This window comes from Bradyrhizobium valentinum (assembly GCF_001440405.1).
In the GTDB taxonomy this organism is placed as follows: Bacteria; Pseudomonadota; Alphaproteobacteria; order Rhizobiales; family Xanthobacteraceae; genus Bradyrhizobium; species Bradyrhizobium valentinum.
The window spans coordinates 50,774-65,687 of the sequence record NZ_LLXX01000157.1 but is presented as its reverse complement, the minus strand read 5'-3'; the positions used below and the strand labels follow the sequence as shown (position 1 = coordinate 65,687).

General features: G+C 63.6%; 15 protein-coding genes. 8 read left to right on the top strand and 7 right to left on the bottom strand.

Features of this window, described 5'->3' with window-relative positions; genetic code table 11:
* Both CP49_RS28190 and CP49_RS28185 read left to right on the top strand, forming a co-directional pair.
* A partial coding sequence (locus CP49_RS28190; RefSeq protein WP_156438704.1) for a DUF1501 domain-containing protein occupies nt 1-508 on the top strand: 508 nt, incomplete at its 5' end.
* A 52-nt stretch (nt 509-560) separates the two neighbouring features.
* Entirely contained in the window at nt 561-896 is a 336-nt protein-coding gene (locus CP49_RS28185; protein ID WP_057853402.1) for an endonuclease domain-containing protein, read from the top strand.
* Nucleotides 897-1,069: 173 nt separating this feature from the next.
* Here CP49_RS28185 and CP49_RS28180 read toward each other — a convergent pair whose 3' ends face one another.
* Nucleotides 1,070-2,008, bottom strand: coding sequence for an aldo/keto reductase (locus tag CP49_RS28180; RefSeq protein WP_057853401.1), 939 nt, complete (start codon nt 2,006-2,008; stop codon nt 1,070-1,072).
* Between the two features lie 418 nt (nt 2,009-2,426).
* Here CP49_RS28180 and CP49_RS28175 point away from each other — a divergent pair, with 418 nt between their 5' ends.
* Entirely contained in the window at nt 2,427-3,773 is a 1,347-nt protein-coding gene (locus CP49_RS28175; RefSeq protein ID WP_082646288.1) for a metal-dependent hydrolase family protein, read from the top strand.
* 27 nt (nt 3,774-3,800) lie between these two features.
* On the opposite strand, the gene CP49_RS28170 is transcribed toward CP49_RS28175, so the two are convergent.
* A complete protein-coding gene (locus CP49_RS28170) occupies nt 3,801-4,262 on the bottom strand; it encodes a GNAT family N-acetyltransferase (RefSeq protein ID WP_057853400.1) in 462 nt (153 codons plus the stop codon).
* Nucleotides 4,263-4,537: 275 nt separating this feature from the next.
* Nucleotides 4,538-5,350, bottom strand: a complete 813-nt coding sequence (locus CP49_RS28165; RefSeq protein ID WP_057853399.1) for a PAS-domain containing protein — start codon at nt 5,348-5,350, stop codon at nt 4,538-4,540.
* 208 nt (nt 5,351-5,558) lie between these two features.
* Here CP49_RS28165 and CP49_RS28160 point away from each other — a divergent pair, with 208 nt between their 5' ends.
* Nucleotides 5,559-5,909, top strand: a complete 351-nt coding sequence (locus CP49_RS28160; protein ID WP_057853398.1) for a DMT family protein — start codon at nt 5,559-5,561, stop codon at nt 5,907-5,909.
* Between the two features lie 21 nt (nt 5,910-5,930).
* Here CP49_RS28160 and CP49_RS28155 read toward each other — a convergent pair whose 3' ends face one another.
* The 4 genes from CP49_RS28155 to CP49_RS28145 all read right to left on the bottom strand — a co-directional run bounded on the left by CP49_RS28155 (nt 5,931) and on the right by CP49_RS28145 (nt 9,612).
* Nucleotides 5,931-7,091: a PQQ-dependent sugar dehydrogenase gene (locus tag CP49_RS28155; protein WP_057853397.1), complete on the bottom strand. Its 1,161-nt coding sequence runs from the start codon at nt 7,089-7,091 to the stop codon at nt 5,931-5,933.
* Nucleotides 7,092-7,159: 68 nt separating this feature from the next.
* On the bottom strand, nt 7,160-7,333 hold the full coding sequence (locus tag CP49_RS46375; RefSeq protein ID WP_197423259.1) for a hypothetical protein: 174 nt from the start codon (nt 7,331-7,333) through the stop codon (nt 7,160-7,162).
* A gap of 206 nt (nt 7,334-7,539) precedes the next feature.
* On the bottom strand, nt 7,540-8,193 hold the full coding sequence (locus CP49_RS28150; protein WP_057853396.1) for a glutathione S-transferase family protein: 654 nt from the start codon (nt 8,191-8,193) through the stop codon (nt 7,540-7,542).
* A 189-nt stretch (nt 8,194-8,382) separates the two neighbouring features.
* Nucleotides 8,383-9,612 (bottom strand): glycosyltransferase family 87 protein, encoded by a 1,230-nt coding sequence (locus CP49_RS28145; RefSeq protein ID WP_057853395.1) that lies wholly within the window; start codon nt 9,610-9,612, stop codon nt 8,383-8,385.
* A 192-nt stretch (nt 9,613-9,804) separates the two neighbouring features.
* On the opposite strand from CP49_RS28145, the gene CP49_RS28140 reads away from it, so the two are divergent.
* The 4 genes from CP49_RS28140 to CP49_RS28125 all read left to right on the top strand — a co-directional run bounded on the left by CP49_RS28140 (nt 9,805) and on the right by CP49_RS28125 (nt 14,717).
* The gene (locus tag CP49_RS28140) at nt 9,805-11,007 is read left to right on the top strand and encodes a pyridoxal phosphate-dependent aminotransferase (RefSeq protein WP_057853409.1); all 1,203 of its coding nucleotides are present in this window, start codon (nt 9,805-9,807) and stop codon (nt 11,005-11,007) included.
* A 218-nt stretch (nt 11,008-11,225) separates the two neighbouring features.
* The gene (locus CP49_RS28135) at nt 11,226-11,741 is read left to right on the top strand and encodes a DUF992 domain-containing protein (RefSeq protein ID WP_057853394.1); all 516 of its coding nucleotides are present in this window, start codon (nt 11,226-11,228) and stop codon (nt 11,739-11,741) included.
* Between the two features lie 213 nt (nt 11,742-11,954).
* A complete protein-coding gene (locus CP49_RS28130; RefSeq protein WP_057853393.1) occupies nt 11,955-12,437 on the top strand; it encodes a DUF992 domain-containing protein in 483 nt (160 codons plus the stop codon).
* A 231-nt stretch (nt 12,438-12,668) separates the two neighbouring features.
* Complete coding sequence (locus tag CP49_RS28125) at nt 12,669-14,717, top strand: elongation factor G (RefSeq protein ID WP_057853392.1); 2,049 nt, start codon at nt 12,669-12,671, stop codon at nt 14,715-14,717.
* Nucleotides 14,718-14,914 lie beyond the last annotated feature (197 nt).

Here is a 14,914-nt window from a genome sequence, read left to right as displayed (position 1 = left end):
GATGCGGCTGGTGGCGCGCGGCGCCGCAAAGCTGATGGCCGCCGACGATGGTCCCTGCATCGGTGCGCTCGCCTTCGACGGCTGGGACACGCACGCCAACGAAGGCGGGCCGGTCGGGCGGCTGGCGCAATTGCTCGGCGGCCTCGACGGCGCACTGGCGGAATTCGAAACGGGGTTAGGGGCGCGCTGGCGCGACACCGTGATCGTGGTCGCCACCGAATTCGGCCGCACCGCGCGCATCAACGGCACGCAAGGCACCGACCACGGTACCGGCACCATCGCGCTGCTCGCCGGCGGCGCGGTGAAAGGCGGGCGGGTGATCGCGGACTGGCCCGGGCTGAAGCCGGCCAATCTCTATCAGGGCCGCGACCTCGCCCCGACTACCGATCTGCGCGCGGTGATGAAAGGCGTGCTGAAGGATCAGTTCGGGCTGGCTGAGCGCGTGCTGGCGGAGGCGGTGTTCCCGGACAGCAGCGCCGTGAAGCCGATGCAGGGGTTGGTAGGGTAATTTCTCAAGAGGTTGGATTGCGAAGCAATCCGGGTGAGGGGTAAGGCAATGCGTGGCCGCAAAGACCATCCGAATCGCGAGGCGATTGCGGGTCAATCAAACAGACGCAGAAACTGTCCTCTGGAATCGCATTCGTAATCGGCAGATCGACGGGCACAAGTTCGTCCGGCAAGTGCCGATACTCGGTTACATCTGCGATTTCGCTTGTCGCGAGCGACGTCTGATCATTGAAGTCGATGGCGGCCAGCACAGTGAATCAGCAGCCGACGCAATACGCGATCGTCGCTTGGCGGAAGAAGGCTATAGTGTGCTTCGGTTTTGGAATAACGACGTGCTTGGAAATACCGAAGGCGTATTGGTTACGATTCAAGCCGAGCTCTCGAAATAGGAGAGCGCTGTTCGCTTAACCTCGCCCCGCTTGCGGGGAGAGGTCGGATTGCGAAGCAATCCGGGTGAGGGGGTCCAGGTCTCACGTCGTTCAGAACTCGCGGAGAGAGCCCCTCACCCCGACCCTCTCCCCGTGAAGGACGGGGAGAGGGAGCGGAGAGAGCAGGGCCACACCTACGTCGTAATCTCATCCACTTCCGCCAGTTCCGCCGCGCTCAGTGTCCAGCCGATCGCTTTCACGTTCTGCTCGACCTGTTCGACACGGGTGGCACCGGCGATGACGCTCGATACTTGCGGGCGCTGCGCCAGCCAGGAGAAGGCAAGCTCGAGCATGGTGTGGCCGCGCGCCTGCGCAAACGCTTGCAGCTTTTCGACGATGTCTTCGTTGCGCGGCGTGGCGTAGCGGTCCTTCAGGGCAGGCGCCTTGGCGAAACGGGTGTCGGCTGGGGCGGCGGCGCCGCGCTGGTATTTGCCGGTCAAGAGGCCGCCCGCCAGCGGGAAGAACGGCAGCAGGCCGAGCCTGTATTCCTGCGCGGCAGGCAACAGATCTCTTTCGATGCCGCGCACCACGAGGCTGTACTCGTCCTGGCAGGAGACGAAGCGGTTGACGTTCATCTGCCGCGCCATCATTTCGGCCTCGGCAATGCGCCAGGCCGGAAAATTCGAATTGCCGATGTAGCGGACCTTGCCCTGGCGGACGAGATCGTCCAGCGCGCGCAGCGTCTCTTCCATCGGCGTCAAGGGATCGTAATCATGCTGCTGGTAGAGATCGATGTAGTCGGTCTTCAGCCGCGTCAGGCTGGCTTCGACGGCGGACATGATGTAGCGGCGGGAAGCGCCCTGTTTGGTGCCGTCATTGCTCATGGGTTTGCCATATTTCGTCGCCAGCACGATGTCCTTGCGCCGATCGCCGAGGACGGTGCCAAGCACGGTCTCGGAGCCGCCCATGCCCGCATAGATGTCGGCGGTGTCGAACAGGGTAATGCCGAGGTCGATAGCCTTGTGGATCACCTTGCGCGAGGTTTCCAGATCGGTGCGCTGGCCGAAATTGTTGCAGCCGAGGCCAACGGCGGAAACGCGCAGGCCGGAGCCGCCGAGGTTGCGAATTTGCATGGATCGATCCTGTGGGATGGTCGCGGGGAGGAGGCGCATTGTGGCCCGCTCCACTGCGCCCCGCAAGAAGCGGCGCCACTAGCGTCCGCGCTTGGCAGCTATGCGGCACAAAAAATGCGGCCCCGGCCAGACGCGGCGACTGACGGGGGCCGCTTGGGGCGCGTGATCTGAGACGGGGGGCCTGATCAGACGCAGGCGCAGCCTAGCCGCGTTTTGTTACGCCGCCGTGACGCGGGGACTTATCCACAGGCTCGATGTCGCCAGCCGACCCCCAGCTCTGATAATTCCGGCGCAATGAATTTTTGAATCTCAGGCGTCTCAATAAGATTTCAAATAATACGCCTGGCGGGAATCAAGGAGACTGGTTGTGCCGCCTATGCTAGGATAACCAAGGGTCGAAAAGCGCTTGGAGGGTCAAATGGTCTCCAGCTATCTCCGCCTTTTGGTCTGTGCGGCAGTTCTTTCGGCAGGTGGGGCGCAAGCCCAGCAGAGTAACGACGCAACAACGCTCTTCAACAACGTCAGAATATTCGACGGCAAGGGCACGTCGCTGTCAGAACCAACCAACGTGTTGGTTCGAGGCAATCTGATCGAAACAATTTCCCGAGCGCAGATCGCGGTCGACCGCCGCGCCGACACGCGCGTCATCGAAGGCGGCGGGCGCACGTTGATGCCGGGGCTGATCGACAATCATTGGCACGCGATGCTGGCGCGGGTGACGCCGGTGCAGGCGTTCGGTGACGTCGGCTACAACAATCTCGTTGCCGGCGACGAAGCGACAGACACTCTGATGCGCGGCTTCACCACCGTTCGCGACGTGGGCGGGCCGGTGTTCGGTCTCAAGCGCGCCATTGATGACGGGATCGTCAAAGGCCCGCGCATCTATCCGTCCGGCGCCATGATCACTGTCACGAGCGGGCACGGGGATTTTCGCCAGTTAACCGATCTGCCGCGGACGATCGGCGGCATGCTCACCCGCATGGAGCAGATCGGTGGCGCCATAGTTGCGGACAGCCCTGACGAGGTGCGCGTGCGCGCGCGCGAACAGCTCATGCAGGGCGCCTCTCAAGTCAAGTTGACGGCGGGCGGCGGGGTGTCGTCCCCCTTCAGTCCGATCGACGTGACTACCTTCACCGAGGCCGAACTGCGCGCCGCGGTTGAAGCGGCCGAGAATTGGGGCACGTACGTCGCCGCGCATGCCTTTACGCCGAATGCGATCCGGGGGGCTATAGCGGCTGGCGTGAAATGTATCGAACACAGCACCCTGATGGACGAAGCTACCGCCAAGCTGATCGCCGAGAAGGGCGTTTGGCTCAGCCAGCAGCCGCTCCCCGACGCCTTGAGGCTGGGTTTTCCCGAGGGTTCCGTCCAGCGCGCCAAGGCGGATGAGGTCTGGCCCGGCATAGCCAAGTCCTACGAGTTGGCGAAGAAGTACAAGATCAAGACGGCGTGGGGTACCGATGTGCTGTTCTCCCGCGAGCTGGCGCAACAACAAGGAGCAATTCTGGCCTCGCTTACCCGTTGGTACACCCCCGCCGAAGCGCTGGTCATGGCGACATCGACAAACGCCGAGCTGCTGGCGCTGTCGGGAAAGCGCAATCCCTATCCGGGAAAGCTCGGTGTCGTAGAGCAGGGCGCGCTCGCCGATCTGCTCCTTGTCGACGGCAATCCACTGGACGAGATCGGTCTCATTGCCGATCCCGCCAAAAACTTCAAGGTGATCATGAAGGACGGCATGATCTATAAGAACACGCTCACCAGGTGAGAAACTCCATCGGTCCTCGATCGAACATCAGAACAGCTTGCGGTAAACGACGAAGCCGGAACGCTCCGCCACCTTGTCGTAAAGCTGCATCGCAGTGTGGTTGGTCTCGTGCGTCTGCCAATAGACGCGGGAACATCCCGCGAGCTTCGCCTGCTCGTACACGCCGTTGATCAAGGCACGGCCGATGCCCTTGCCGCGCACCGCCGCGCTGGTGAAGAGGTCCTGCAGATAGCAGGTCGGCTCGATCGCGGTCGTGCTGCGGTGAAACAGGTAGTGCGTCAGCCCGAGCAACTCGCCGCCGCTCTCGCCGACCAGCGCATGCACCGGCTCGTAGGCGTCGAAGAAGCGCGCCCATGTCATCGCCGTGATCTCGGGCGCCAGCGCGGTCGCGCCGAAGCGGCCGTAGAAGGCGTTGTAGCCCTCCCACAGCGGAAGCCATTGCGTATGGTCGGGGCGGGTGACGAAGCGGATGGTGAGGTCGCCGGACATTGCGCGTTTCCGTTTTGCTGGGAGATGACGCGTCAGAGACGCAGAAGGAGCGAGATTACTACAGACGCGGCAGCAGGGGATCAACTTTGCACGGAAGCACGATCGGCTCCCTCTCCCCGTTCTTCACGGGGAGAGGGTTGGGGTGAGGGGCTGCTTCCGCGAGTTCTGAACGCCGTGAGACCTGTACCCCCTCACCCGCCGCGCGAGGGCGCGGCGACCTCTCCCCGCAAGCGGGGCGAGGTTTGAAGAGAGCTATCGGCTTGGCATGCCTGCCGCTATTCCGCGGCGCCAAGGTGCCGGGCAAGGCTGCGATAGTTGCCGCGCAACGCGCGGTAATAGTCGGCGCTGGCGGGATCGTCGGTGTGGCGGACGAGGTCGGTGACCGGCGTGTAGCTCAGCATGCGTCCGCCGTCGGGCAGCGCCGTGCAGATGAAGCGCAGCACCTGTCCGTCGGCGAGATTGATGTTGATCGGCGTGGAATCGCCGGTCCGGATCATTTCGGTGCGCTTGGCGATGAAGGCACCCAGTTCGTCCTCCGGCAGTTGCCAGGCGCCGGTGTCGCGGCCGTGGTACATCAGCGCAATGAAGGGCGGCTTGCTGTCGGCCTGCTCGTCGGACAAAGCGAAATAGTCGCGGAAGGCGCGGTTGATGAACTCGGCGCGGGTATCGGAATCGAGCAGCACGATGCCGATATCGACCTGATCGAGCGCGGCCGACAGTCGTTCCGCCGTGGCATGATGCTTCTTCTCCCATGCGAACGCATCGACCCATTTTTTTCGCAAGAGGCCGGTGATGAGCGCAGTGCCGCCGGCGGTGGCCGCCAGCAGCAGCATGCGCGCCAGGTCCGACATGTCGTAACCGGGCACGGCGCGGTGGTTGAGGAAGAACAGCGCAGAAGACGCCACCGCAATGACGGCACTGACTATGCCGGAGGCGATGCCGCTGACGGAAGCGGCAAAGGCGACGATGCAGACAAACAGCGGGGCGGGATTGGGGACGGGAACGAAATGTCGGTCGACCAGGAAGGCGATCAACGCCGTCGTTGTCGTCAGAGCCGGACCGGAGATTGCGTGCCAGTTTAACTGCATGCCCGTTCTCGCGCCACGTGCCGGGAATAAGACGCAAGCATGCCTGATTGTTGCGACTGTGCACGCCTTTCTGCCGCCAGTCTTAAGAGAGCGTTGCACAGATGCGGCAGGCTTTCGCATTTTTGAAATCAAATGATATTCGAAAGCCCGAGAAACCGGTTACGAAGCGCGCTGGTCAAGCCGTACGACATTTTGCAAGAGGACATCGATGCCCGCTGTTTCCCCGACGCTGCTGCCGATCCTGATGCTGTTTGCCTCCAACGTCTTCATGACGTTTGCCTGGTACGGCCATCTGAAATTCAAGGAGAGCCCGCTGGCGTTGGTCGTGGTGGCGAGCTGGGGGATCGCCTTCGTCGAATACTGGCTGGCGGTGCCGGCCAACCGCTGGGGCAGCGCGGTGTACTCGGCGGCGCAGCTCAAGACCATGCAGGAGGTGATCACGCTGGTGGTGTTCGCCTGCTTCTCGGTGCTCTATCTGAAGGAGCCGCTGGCGTGGAATCACGCGCTCGGCTTTGTCTGCATCGCGTTCGGCGCGTTCCTGATCTTTCACAAATGGTGAGCGCATTTGCGCAGATCATCGTCATTTCGCGGCGGGCGCCACCCGCAATACCCGTCCGTTCGAACTATCTGTGAGCAGCCACAGCGCACCATCCGGTCCCTGGCGGACGTCCCTGATCCGCTCGTGCAGGTTTTGCAGCAGGCGTTCCTCCGAGGTGACAGCGTTTCCGTTCAGCGTCAGCCGCACCAGCATCGCGCTGCGCAATGCGCCGGTGAACAGGCTGCCGTTCCATTTCGGAAACAGTTTTCCGGTGTAGAAGGCCATGCCGGACGGTGCGATCGACGGCACCCAGTATTTGAGCGGCTGCTCCATGCCGTCCTTGGCCGTGCCGTCGTGGATTTTCGCGCCGGAGTAATCGATGCCGTAGCCGATCACCGGCCAGCCGTAATTCTTGCCCTTGTCGATCAAATTGACCTCGTCACCGCCGCGCGGGCCATGCTCGATTTCCCAGAGCTCGCCGGTAGCGGGATGGATAGCGAGCGACTGGGCGTTGCGATGGCCGTAGCTCCAGATCTCCGGTTTGGCGCCGGCGCGGCCGGCGAACGGATTGCCTGATGGCGCCGAACCGTCGGGCGCGATGCGGATCACCTTGCCGAGATGATTGCCTAGGCTCTGCGCCTGATCGCGGTGGGCGAAGTGGTCGCCCAGCGTGACGAACAGATTGCCGTCGTCCGCCTGCACGATGCGGCAGCCGTAATGATTGCCCGATGACAGCGGCCCCTGCTGGCGGAAGATCACCTTGACGTCGTCGAGCCGGCCCTTGCCGTCGTCGAGCTTGGCGCGCGCGATCGCGGTGCGTCCACCGCCCTCAGTCCGCTCGGCATAACAAAAATAGAGGGTCCTGTTCTGCGCAAAGGATTTATCGACGGCGACGTCGAGCAAGCCACCCTGGCCCGACGCCCATACCTCGGGGACGCCCTTGAGCGGCGGCGAGACCTGTCCTTCCGCCGTGACGATCCGCATGCGGCCCGGACGCTCGGTCACCAGCATCGTTCCGTCGGATAGAAACGCCAGCGCCCACGGATTGACGAGGCCCCTAGCGATGGTCCGAACCTCAAGCTCGCCCGCCGACGAATCGAACCCCGGCTGCTCGCCGCGGGTGCCGGTGGCGATCAGGAACGAGACCGCAAGCAGGATCGCTACCGTCAACGCGGCAGTCACAAGGCCGACAGGTGTTTTCATCCTGGTCGTCCAGTCGCGATGCCGATCATCGCGCGTTCGCTAATGATGCAAACAAAAAGCCGCAACCGTCACGGAATGGGCATCGCGACGGTGGCCCTGATCGACAGCACCGTCAAGGTGACCACGAGGCAGAGCGACAGCGTGCCGATCGCGAGCGAGGTGGCGATGGCGCCTAGCAATCGGGAGGAAGCAATGGGCGCACGGCGGCTCTCGAAGCCGACTGTGCCAGGTGCCCGTGTCATGGCCTAAATCCTTGTAACGCGGGACGAATCACCCGCGACTCACTCGTCATCAGGAAAATCTTGCAATGATCACCGGCAATATTGCGGCGATGGTCGGCTGAAAATGGCGGAATAACGGCAAAGGTTAACGTTGTGCCCGCTATTGTTAACCTTTGGAGGCCCGCTCGCGCGAAAGTGAGATGACCGGCTGCAGGCGCGGGCGGCGGTTATGCGCCAGCGGCGACGCCGGCCTGGTCGTCGATCTCGGCCTCCGGGCGCCAGTCCATGGTCACGAAACCAGGGGTCTGCTCGACCCGCCGCAGCCAGGCGCGGATGGCCGGGAAGGTTGCCAGATCGTAGTCGCAGCGGTCGGCGACATGGGTGTAGCCGTACAGCGCGATATCGGCGACCGTCAGTTGCCCGGCGGCGAAATAGGCGCGGGTCTTGAGATGGTTTTCCATCACCTGGAGCGCGGCATAGCCGCGCTCCATCCAGTCCTCCAGCGCATGCGTCTGCAGGTCGCGGCCGCCCTTAACCAGCGACAGCCAGAAATAGGCGGCGCCGATATTGGGTTCGAGCGCGTGCTGTTCGAAGAACATCCATTGCAGCGCTTCTGCGCGTTCGACCCGTGACTCCGGGGCCAGCGAGGTGCCGCCGCAAACATACCAGAGGATGGCGTTGGACTCGGCGAGGTAGCGCCCCTCGGCGACTTCCAGCAGCGGCACCTGTCCGCTGGGATTCTTCTCCAGAAAATCCGGCGTGCGGCTTTCGCCTCTGAGAATGTCCACTTCGATTGCTTCATAGGGCGCGTTGAGCAGCGCCAGCGCAAGGCGGACCTTGTAGCTGTTGCCGGAGCGCTGCATCGAATAGAGCTTGTACATCGTCGTTGGGTTCACTCGGATCGGGGGCGGGCGGTGGGCGAACTGCGCAAGGCTTTCGCGCCGCAACGCGGCTAAACAATGATGCCGATACGAATGCGTCGCAAGACCTGCCGAATGGAAAAAGTCCAAAACCTCTACCGCACTGCACGCGCGCAGAATAATTCCATCAACACGGCGGAACAATAAAGATCACGCTTGCGCGACTCCGGGCGCGCTGGGCGCATGGCTCGCGCGGTCGAGCACCGCGCGTCGCAACACCACCCCAAAAAAAGCCAGCTCCACGAGCAGCGCGAGGGGGATGTAAGTGACGCCGGCGACACTGCGCGACAACAGCGGCACGATCCATGCCGCGGCGAGCAGGCTGATTTCGAAATCGCGAAAGCCATGGCGCAAGCCATGCCGCGCAAAGAATGCGATCGCGACCGCTAGCACCACGAGGTCATAGTCGAGCACGTAGGGCGTTGCGAGCAGGCAGCCCAACGCCAGCGCCGCGGCCTTGAGTTCGAAGGCGACGTCGCTGTGCCACAGCCACGCCAGGCTGGCGGCGAGCATGGCGAACAACGAGGCCTGCGCCGCATAGGCGGTCGGCACGTTCGCGCCGCATGCGCGGACCGCGGAGAAGATCGACTGGATCTTCTGCCAGCCGGTGCCGCCTTGTTCGAGCACGACCGTCTGCGTGAAGTTCATGGAGTCGGCAAACGCCTGCCAGATGCCGCTGCCAAGCATGGCGAAGCTGATCGCAACCAGCGCGGCAACAGTAGCGGCAGCCGCGCCGATGGTGCGGCACCGTCCGCCCGCCAGGAGTGCAACCGGAATCAGAACGCCCAACTGCGGCTTGTAGGCCAGCAGCCCTATCAGCACGCCGGCAAGCCATGGCCGGCGATCGAGCCAGTGCAGGGCGCCGCCGAGCAGCGCCGCAGTTAGGAATCCGTTCTGGCCGTGGCCGATATTGACGAACACCGCCGGGAAGGCGGCCGCGACCAGCCAGGTTTCGTGACGCGGCACGACGGCGCGGATCGCGGCGAGGTATGCGGCAAAACTCGTGACCAGCCAGAGCGCCAGGCCCCAGGCATAGGGAACGGCGGCGACGAGAACGGCCACCGCAAAGAAGAACGGCGGATAGTGCCAGCCGTAGAACGGCACGTCGCTGCCGTCGAACACTGCCTTCTCCGCCGCATGCTGGAGCGCGGGCGCATAGGCGTCTGCCGCGCGGCCCTGCCAGGTTAGCGTGCCCGCGGCATAGACATTGGAAAAGTCGGTGCCGATCGGCTGGCCATTGCTACTGATCAGGCCATCGGAAACCGCGATCCATCCGGCAAACACCAGGACGAAGAGGCCGAGCAGGATCAGACTGTAGCCGCGCATGCGCGCCGCCGTCACCCATTCGCCGGATCGCAGTCCTTGCCAGATATGAGTCATTTCACCGCGGAATTTTTACGAATATTGCGCCGATATTGCTCCGACCGTACCGAGCCGGCTTTAACGTTCCCTAAAGTTTGGCCTTAATCCGGCCAAGCTTCTTGCGATGCAGCGCGCAGCGTCTTAGGGTGCGCCGATCCCATCAGAAAGAGTCGTGAATCAAGAGTTCACGACGTTTGTCAGGAGATGATGATGCCCTTCCTGTCCGCCTCGCTCGCCCGTGTGAAGCCGTCCGCGACGATCGCGGTCACGGACAAAGCACGCGCGCTGAAAGCGGCGGGCCGCAACGTCATCGGCCTCGGCGCCGGCGAGCCGGACTTCGACACGCCTGCCAACATCAAGCTGGCGGCGATCCGCGCTATCGAGGCCGGCAAGACCAAGTACACCGACGTCGGTGGCATTCCCGAGCTGAAGGAAGCCATCATCAACAAGTTCCAGCGCGAGAACGGCCTGACCTACAAGCCGAACCAGATCATCGTCGGCACCGGCGGCAAGCAGGTGCTCTACAACGCGTTGATGGCGACGCTTAACCCTGGCGACGAGGTTATCATCCCGGCGCCGTACTGGGTCAGCTATCCGGAAATGGTGGCGCTCGCCGGCGGCGAGTCGGTGCCGGTGGTGTGCCCGGCGTCGAGCGGCTTCAAGCTGCGGCCCGAAGATCTGGAAAAGGCGATCACGCCGAAGACCAAATGGATCATCCTGTGCTCGCCGTCGAACCCGACCGGCGCCGCCTATACGCGCAGCGAGCTGAAGGCCATCACCGACGTGCTGGTGAAGCACCCGCATGTCTGGGTGATGACCGACGACATGTACGAGCACCTGGTCTATGACGACTTCCAGTTTGCAACGCCTGCGCAGGTCGAGCCGAAACTGTATGAGCGCACGCTGACGGTGAACGGCGTATCAAAAGCCTATTGCATGACCGGCTGGCGCATCGGCTATGCCGGCGGTCCGGCCGACCTGATCAAGGCGATGGCGACGATCCAGTCGCAGTCAACCTCGAACCCGTCGTCGATCGCGCAGTGGGCTTCGGTCGAAGCGCTGAACGGTCCGCAGGACTTCATCCCCGTGCACAACAAGGTGTTCAAGGAGCGGCGCGACCTCGTGGTGTCGATGCTGAACCAGGCCAAGGGCATCGAATGCCCGCGGCCCGAGGGCGCATTCTACGTCTATCCGTCCTGCGCCGGCACCATCGGCAAGACCTCGCCATCAGGCAAGGTGATCACCAATGACGAGGACTTCGTCACCGAGTTGCTCGAAAGCGAAGGCGTCGCCGTCGTGCAGGGTTCCGCGTTCGGGCTTGGACCGGCGTTCCGGATTTCCTACGCGACCAAAACCACCGACCTCGAAGACGCCTGCAAGCGCATTCAGCGATTTTGTGGCAATTTGAGATAGAGCGTTTTCAAGCGCAGCCTGTCCCGCACTTGATGCGGGATGGCTTTCCGGTTCGCATCAAGAAAACGCGTCAGAAAAAGGGCTGTCAAATCACATCGCGCGTGACCTACAGCGCGATGTTTTGACGGCTTCTTGAGGAAGCGCCATGTTTTCGACACGGCGCTTCCATCCTGTCCGCTCCGCTGAATTTGTTCATCAACATGCGGAGACTGGGACACATGCGACTCCTGACATTGACACTCGCGACGCTTTCGCTGCTCGCGCCGATCGCAAGCGCTGACGCGGCGCCAGTGGTTCGCGCCGGTATCCTGCAATGCCAGGGCGGCCAGAATGTCGGCTTCGTCGTCGGCTCGGTGACGAACCTCGAATGCGTGTTCCGCAGCGAGGGCCGCCGTCCTGAACCCTACATCGCCAGGGTGCAGCGCATCGGTCTCGATCTCGGCGTCACCGAGCAGACGCAGTTGTCCTGGGCGGTCAGTGCGCCGAACAGCCGGCTCGGGCGCGGCGAACTCGCCGGCAGCTATGGCGGCGTCGGCGCCAATGCATCGATCGGCGTCGGCGGCGGCGGCAACTTCCTGGTCGGCGGCCCCGCCAATGCCTACGCGCTGCAGCCGATCAGCGTGCAGGGACAAACCGGGCTGAACGTCACGGCCGGCATCGCCGGCCTCGAACTGCAGCCGTTCTACGGCAACGGTCCGCGACGGCACGTGCGCCGCCATCGTCACCGCGGCTAACGACAACACGCCAAGGAAAAGGCCCGCGCAAGCGGGCCGTTTTTGTTGAGTTGGACTCGTCATTCCGGGTTCGCGCTTTGCGCGCCCCGGAATGACGGTAGTGGTGAATCTGGCACAGCCTGTGATGTTGTGGCATAGAACGGCGAGCGCCGCGGGCACGGCCTTGTTTTTGATTTCTGCTCGCATCACCCTTTTTCAGTCGGAGATTACTTCATGCGTCGTTCCCTCATCCTTGCCGCTCCCGTGCTCGCCGCGCTGGCTTCGTCGATCGGCGGCGCCGGTGCACAACAGGCGCAGCGCGTGCAGGTCGGGGTGCTGGAGTGCCGCGGCGGCGCCAGCGTCGGCTTCATCGTCGGTTCCGTCACCCATCTTGGCTGCGTGCTGCGCGCCGAAGGGATGCCGGAGGATCGTTATGTCGCCACCATCCGGAAAGTCGGGCTCGATCTCGGCATCACTCAGGAATCGGCGCTGGCCTGGGGCGTGTTCGCACCGGTGGCGCGGCTCGGGCCGGGTGATCTCTCCGGCGACTATGTCGGCGCCCAAGGCAGCGCGACATTCGGTGTTGGCGTCGGCGGCAACGTGCTGGTCGGCGGCTCCGCCAATTCGATCGCGTTGCAACCGCTGAGCGTGCAGGGCCAGGTTGGCGTCAGCATTGCTGCCGGATTGGAAAGCCTGGAACTGCGGCCGGGACGGTAGTCAAGTCTCCCCGTCATTGCGGGCGAAGCGAAGCAATCCATAATTTCTCCGCGGAGATAGACTGGATTGCTTCGTCGCTGACGCTCCTCGCAATGACGACGAAGTTAACTGCTCGATTCCATCACATCGCACCGCAGCGAATTTTTCCCGCTTGCCAAAATCAAGAGACAGGCGGAGCATCAGAAGTCGCCGACCCAATCACGGGCCGAGCTCCAAAAAAGGGAGGCGGCAATGGGACAAGACGTCAGAAGTCCCCGCGGTCCACGGTGCATTGCGCTGGTGGGCCCTTTCCAGAGCGGGAAAACCACACTTTTGGAGGCGATATTGGCGCGAACGGGCGCCATTAAAAATGCCGGCAGCGTCGATGCCGGAACTTCCGTAGGCGATGCCAGCCCCGAAGCGCGCCATCACAAGATGGGCGTCGGCCTGACCGCCGCCACCACCACCTTCATGGGCGACAGTTACACCTTTATCGATTGTCCCGGCTCGATCGAGTTCGCGCATGACATGCGCGCCGCGCTGCCCGCGGTCGATGCCGCGGTCGTGGTCTGCGAGGCGGACGAGAAGAAGCTGCCGCAACTGCAGATCATCCTGCGCGAGCTGGAGGAACTCGGCATTCCGCGTTTTCTGTTTTTGAACAAGATCGACCGCGCCAACAAGCGCATCCGCGAGACGCTGTCGACGCTGCAGCCGGCCTCGCGCGTGCCGCTGGTGCTGCGGCAGATTCCGATCTGGAACGGTGAGTTGATCGAAGGCTTTGTCGATCTCGCGCTGGAACGCGCCTTCGTCTATCGCGAGCACAAGCCGTCCGAAGTCATGGCATTGGAGGGCGGCAATCTCGACCGCGAGAAGGAAGCGCGCTTCTCGATGCTGGAGAAGCTTGCCGACCACGACGACGCGTTGATGGAGCAGTTGCTGGAGGACATCCAGCCGCCGCGCGACGCGGTGTTCGACGATCTCGCCCGCGAATTGCGCGAAGGCCTGATCTGCCCGGTGCTGCTCGGCGCGGCCGCGCGCGAGAACGGCGTGTTGCGGCTGATGAAGGCGTTGCGGCATGAAGCGCCCGGCATTACCGAGACAGCGAAGCGCCTCGGCGCGTCGTCGCAAAAGGATGCGCTGGCCTACGTGTTCAAGACGCTGCATCTGCAGCACGGCGGCAAGCTGTCGCTGGTGCGGCTGCTCGCCGGCCATCTCGATGACGGCGCGACGCTGCAATCCTCTTCCGGCGAGGCCGGGCGTGTTTCCGGCATTCTAGCGGTAAACGGCGCGCACGACACCAAGCGTGCCGCGGCGGAGGCCGGTGACACCGTCGCACTCGGCAAGCTCGATGCGATCAAGACCGGCGATACGCTGTCGAGCGGCAAGACCGCGCCGCAGGCCCTGGTAGCGATTGCGCCGGCGCCGCCGGTGCTGGCGATGTCGCTCGCGGCGACCGACCGCAAGGATGACGTCAAGCTCGGCCAGGCGCTGCTGCGCCTGAACGAGGAGGACCCGTCGCTGACGATGATCCAGAATCAACGCACCCACGACATCGTGCTGTGGGGGCAGGGCGAGATGCATCTGCGCGTCGCGCTCGAGCGCCTGCGCGACCGCTTCGGCGTCAACGTCAAATCGCAGCCGCCGGCGATCGGCTATCAGGAGACCATCCGAAAATCGATCACCCAGCGCGGCCGCCACAAGAAGCAATCCGGCGGCCATGGCCAGTTCGGCGACGTGGTGCTGGAAATCAAGCCGATGCCGCGCGGCTCGGGTTTCGAGTTCCAGGAAAAGGTCGTCGGTGGCGCGGTGCCGCGCAACTATATCGGCGCGGTGGAGGAGGGCGTGGTCGACGGCCTCGCGAAGGGCCCGCTCGGCTTCCCCGTCATCGACGTTCAGGTCACGCTGATCGACGGCTCCTATCACAGCGTCGATTCCTCAGATCTCGCCTTCCGGACCGCGGCGCGGATCGGCATGAGCGAGGCGCTGCCGCAGTGCCAGCCGGTGCTGCTGGAGCCGATCCACATGGTGGAGATCGTCTGCCCGACCGAGGCGACGGCGAAGATCAACGCCATCCTGTCGGCGCGGCGCGGCCAGATCCTGGGCTTCGATACCCGCGAGAACTGGCCGGGATGGGATTGCGTCCGCGCCACCATGCCGGAGGCGGAGATCGGCGACCTGATCGTGGAATTGCGCTCGGCCACCGCCGGCGCCGGCAGTTTCACGCGGGCGTTCGACCGCATGGCCGAAGTCACCGGCCGCGCCGCCGACCAGATCATCGCCGCGCACCGCGTCGCGGCGTAGCTGTGGGAAATCATGCCTCTCGATTTGAGGGGCATGATTCCCCCGGGGCTGCCCCGGAGATCCCTCTGGTGGAGTGCTAGGCGGCTCGTTCAAGCCGACGAGATGATGCACCCACTAGTATCCCACAAAGCATCTTCGCGAAGCAGGGGCAGTGCCTCGAGCGGCCGGCTGCGCGAGTCACTGATCGTCTGCGGTGG

Bases quoted from the DNA above. Each gene is read 5' to 3' on its own strand.
- CP49_RS28130 (WP_057853393.1), top strand. From the start codon at position 11,955: ATGCGTCGTTCCCTCATCCTTGCCGCTCCCGTGCTCGCCGCGCTGGCT.
- CP49_RS28165 (WP_057853399.1), bottom strand. From the start codon at position 5,350: ATGCAGTTAAACTGGCACGCAATCTCCGGTCCGGCTCTGACGACAACG.
- CP49_RS28145 (WP_057853395.1), bottom strand. From the start codon at position 9,612: ATGACTCATATCTGGCAAGGACTGCGATCCGGCGAATGGGTGACGGCG.
- CP49_RS46375 (WP_197423259.1), bottom strand. From the start codon at position 7,333: ATGACACGGGCACCTGGCACAGTCGGCTTCGAGAGCCGCCGTGCGCCC.
- CP49_RS28125 (WP_057853392.1), top strand. From the start codon at position 12,669: ATGGGACAAGACGTCAGAAGTCCCCGCGGTCCACGGTGCATTGCGCTG.
- CP49_RS28170 (WP_057853400.1), bottom strand. From the start codon at position 4,262: ATGTCCGGCGACCTCACCATCCGCTTCGTCACCCGCCCCGACCATACG.
- CP49_RS28155 (WP_057853397.1), bottom strand. From the start codon at position 7,091: ATGAAAACACCTGTCGGCCTTGTGACTGCCGCGTTGACGGTAGCGATC.
- CP49_RS28140 (WP_057853409.1), top strand. From the start codon at position 9,805: ATGCCCTTCCTGTCCGCCTCGCTCGCCCGTGTGAAGCCGTCCGCGACG.
- CP49_RS28150 (WP_057853396.1), bottom strand. From the start codon at position 8,193: ATGTACAAGCTCTATTCGATGCAGCGCTCCGGCAACAGCTACAAGGTC.
- CP49_RS28160 (WP_057853398.1), top strand. From the start codon at position 5,559: ATGCCCGCTGTTTCCCCGACGCTGCTGCCGATCCTGATGCTGTTTGCC.
- CP49_RS28180 (WP_057853401.1), bottom strand. From the start codon at position 2,008: ATGCAAATTCGCAACCTCGGCGGCTCCGGCCTGCGCGTTTCCGCCGTT.
- CP49_RS28135 (WP_057853394.1), top strand. From the start codon at position 11,226: ATGCGACTCCTGACATTGACACTCGCGACGCTTTCGCTGCTCGCGCCG.
- CP49_RS28175 (WP_082646288.1), top strand. From the start codon at position 2,427: ATGGTCTCCAGCTATCTCCGCCTTTTGGTCTGTGCGGCAGTTCTTTCG.